3 protein-coding genes and 1 pseudogene are annotated in these 3,274 nt (G+C 64.9%); 3 read left to right on the top strand and 1 reads right to left on the bottom strand.

The features are described from left to right. Nucleotides 1–256: pseudogene (locus tag ACCD03_RS25425) on the bottom strand (biotin--[acetyl-CoA-carboxylase] ligase); the annotation flags it as partial. 187 nt (nt 257–443) lie between these two features. Here ACCD03_RS25425 and ACCD03_RS25430 point away from each other — a divergent pair. The 3 genes from ACCD03_RS25430 to ACCD03_RS25440 form a co-directional block, all read left to right on the top strand. Further along, a complete protein-coding gene (locus ACCD03_RS25430; protein ID WP_413413273.1) occupies nt 444–1,568 on the top strand; it encodes an MlaE family ABC transporter permease in 1,125 nt (374 codons plus the stop codon). Next, nucleotides 1,565–2,443 carry an ABC transporter ATP-binding protein gene (locus ACCD03_RS25435; RefSeq protein WP_045202418.1) on the top strand — a complete coding sequence of 293 codons (879 nt, stop codon included), beginning with the start codon at nt 1,565–1,567 and terminating at the stop codon, nt 2,441–2,443. Before ACCD03_RS25430 ends, ACCD03_RS25435 begins: the two co-directional genes overlap by 4 nt. Then, on the top strand, nt 2,443–3,274 hold an 832-nt coding region (locus ACCD03_RS25440; protein ID WP_413413274.1), incomplete at its 3' end, for an MlaD family protein. The genes ACCD03_RS25435 and ACCD03_RS25440, both read left to right, overlap by 1 nt.

A 3,274-nucleotide genomic window follows, 5' to 3' on the forward strand; every position in this document is an offset into this window, starting at 1 on the left:
ACACGGTTTCGGGTCGGCCGGGCCTTTTTTTAATAACAGACTGGGCCCGCGCCGCCCCCCGCCGGGGCGGGGCGCCGGCCGGGGCTGGAATCGTCGTGTTGGCAGGCCAGGCGGCATCACGCACGGCGGCCATCAGGTCGGCGCTGGTGGAGCCGGTGGTCTCAACCACATCGACAGGCCAGCCGGCAGCCGGGCCGCTGGGCTGGATGCGCTCGCGCGCAAGGCGCCACCGCACGGAGGGTTCGGCAAGAGACATAAAAAAACGGGCGATCAAGTTCGCGCTAAGAATGCGCGCATTGTACGAGCGGCCATCCAAACAGGGGCGCGGCGCTTGCTTCAAGCGACGAAAAGGCCTCACAGTGTGGCAGCCAGTGTGACAGCGTTTGGCGGCGCCTTGGCTACAATTCGACCGATATCCGGCATCACCGCTTACGGAGAACCGTTTGATCACCAGCCGTACACCGCAGCTTGAGGTGCGCGTTGTCGAGGGACGCTCTGTCGCCTTTCTTTCCGGCGACTGGACCACGCTCGCGCTGGCCGAGCGCGCCGGCGTGCGTAGCGCGCGCCAGCAGATCCGCGCTGGGCTGGACAACGCCAACGCGTGGTGCCTGACCGAAGTTGGTCGTATCGACCACTTTGGCGCGCAACTGCTCTGGCGCGCCTGGGGCAACCAGTGGCCCGAACATCTGGATGCCCGACCCGACCAGCGCCGCATGCTCGATCGCGTGGCCAAGCTCGACCCCGGCGGCTGGAAGCAGCGCCTGGCGCCGCGCATGAACCCGGTGGCGATCCTCGGCGAGGGCATGCTCGATTTTTTCGATCACGCCCGTAACGGCATCGCCATGGTCGGCCAATTGATGTTCGACTTCGGCAGGTTCGTGCGCGCACCGCATCGCGGGCCATGGCGCGAGATCTCCGCCAACATCTACAGCACGGGCTACAAGGCGCTGGGCATTACGGCGCTGGTAGGCTTCCTGATCGGCATCGTGCTGAGCTATCTGTCGGCCAACCAGTTACGCGTGTTCGGGGCCAGCATCTTCATCGTCAACATTTTGGGAATGGCCATCATTCGCGAGCTTGGGCCGGTGCTGGCTGCGATTCTGGTGGCAGGGCGATCCGGCTCGGCCATCACCGCGCAGATCGGCGTGATGCGGGTGACCGAAGAGCTAGACGCGATGCGCGTGATGGGCATCTCTCACGGCTTTCGGCTGATTCTGCCCAAGGTGATTGCGCTGGCGATTGCCATGCCGCTGCTCGTGGCGTGGACGGATCTGCTGGCGCTGGCGGGCGGCATTCTTGCGGCCAAGTTCCAGCTCGATATCAGCCCGACGTATTTCATCACCTCGCTGCCCGATGCGGTGCCGGTAGCCAACCTGTGGCTCGGCATCGGCAAGGGCGTGGTGTTCGGCATGCTGATTGCGCTGGTGGCGTGCCACTTCGGCCTGCGCATCCAGCCCAACACGCAAAGCCTGGGCGAGGGCACGACCACGTCCGTGGTGGTGTCGATCACCATTGTCATTCTCGCGGATGCCGTGTTCGCCATCCTCTTCAAGGACGTCGGGATATGACGCGCCCCCGCCATCCGCATATCGAGCACGCCGGGGCGCCGCCGGCGATCACGCCCGCGCGCGAACGCGTGATCGAGGTGCGCAGCGTTACCAAGCGCTACGGCAAGGTGACCGTGCTCGACAACATCGATCTGGACGTGTTTCGCGGCGAGGTGCTTTCCGTCGTCGGCGGCTCGGGCAGCGGCAAGACGACGCTGCTGCGCCAAGTGGTGGGGCTGGAGAAACCCACCTCGGGCACGATCCACATCTTTGGCGAAGAGCTGACCTGCCAGGTCGGCAACGATCTGCAGTCGATGCGCAACCGCTGGGGCATGCAGTTCCAGCACGGCGCGCTGTTCTCTGCGCTGTCCGTGATCGACAACGTGGCGTTGCCGATGCGCGAATTGCGCACATTGCCCGACGCGTTCGTCCAGCGCGTGGCGATGCTCAAGCTGCAGATGGTGGGGCTCAAATCGACCGATGCCGACAAGATGCCGTCGGACCTGTCGGGCGGCATGATCAAGCGCGTGGCGCTGGCCCGGGCGCTGGCTCTGGAGCCGGAACTGGTGTTTCTTGACGAGCCGACCGCCGGGCTGGACCCGCGCGCGTCGGACGATTACGTTGCGCTCATCCGCGAGTTGCGCCAGGAGCTGGGCCTGACCGTGGTGATGGTGACGCACGATCTCGACACCCTGGTAGCGCTGTCCGACCGCATTGCCGTGCTGGCGGATCGCAAGGTGGTGGCGGCCAAGCCGCTGGAGCAGATCATTCAGATCGATCATCCGTTCATCAAGGAGTACTTTCTGGGTGAGCGGGGCAAACGGGCCCTGATGGCGCTGGGCCCGCAGATGACGGAGGCGGTGGCTGCAGCCTCGCTTTCGACGCAGGAGGATTGATGGAAAACAAGGCCCACGCATTCCTGGCCGGGCTGTTCACGATTGGGCTGGTCATCTTCATCGGGCTGGCCGTCATGTGGTTCAACCGCGACCAGACCGTTCGCGTGCCGTACGACGTGGTCACGCGCTCCACCGTCAACGGGCTGAACCCGCAGGCTTCCGTGAAATATCGCGGCCTGGACGTCGGCAAGGTCGACAGCATCCGCTTTGACGACAAGGTGCCGGGGCAGATCGTCGTGCGCGTGCTGGTCGACAAGGATGCGCCCATCACCACCACGACGTATGGCCGCTTGGCGTACCAAGGTGTGACGGGTCTGGCCTACGTGCAGCTCGACGACCGCGGTTTCGACAACAGCCAGCACGCGCCCAGCCCGGTGCGACTGGCCACATCCCAGAAGGACCCCGCTCGCATTCGCATGGACGCCGGCTTCCTCGACGAACTGGACAAGCGCGGCGACCAGATGCTCTCCAAGCTCGATCAGACGCTGAACTCGCTGTCGATCATGTTTGACGACGAGCATCGCCAGCAGATCACGGCGTCGCTGCAATCGTTCCAGAAGACGATGGACGCCTACAGCACGCTCGCGCAGCAGGCTGAGCCGACCATGCGCCGTCTGCCCAAGATTGCCGACAACCTCGATTCCACGCTGGTGGCCACGCGCAAGCTCACGCAATCGCTGTCCGACCCGAAGGGGCCGTTGATGACGACGCTTTCCGGCGCCGGGACCGATCTGACGGCGGCTACGCAATCGATGCAATCCGCCGCCAATGTGCTGACCTACGAAACGCTGCCGCAGCTCAACGGCTTTGCGCGTGAGGCTCGCCAGGCCG

Origin of the sequence: Ralstonia sp. Ralssp135 (genome assembly GCF_047304345.1) — a bacterium.
Lineage (GTDB): Bacteria > Pseudomonadota > Gammaproteobacteria > Burkholderiales > Burkholderiaceae > Ralstonia > Ralstonia chuxiongensis.

Bases quoted from the DNA above. Each gene is read 5' to 3' on its own strand.
- ACCD03_RS25435 (WP_045202418.1), top strand. From the start codon at position 1,565: ATGACGCGCCCCCGCCATCCGCATATCGAGCACGCCGGGGCGCCGCCG.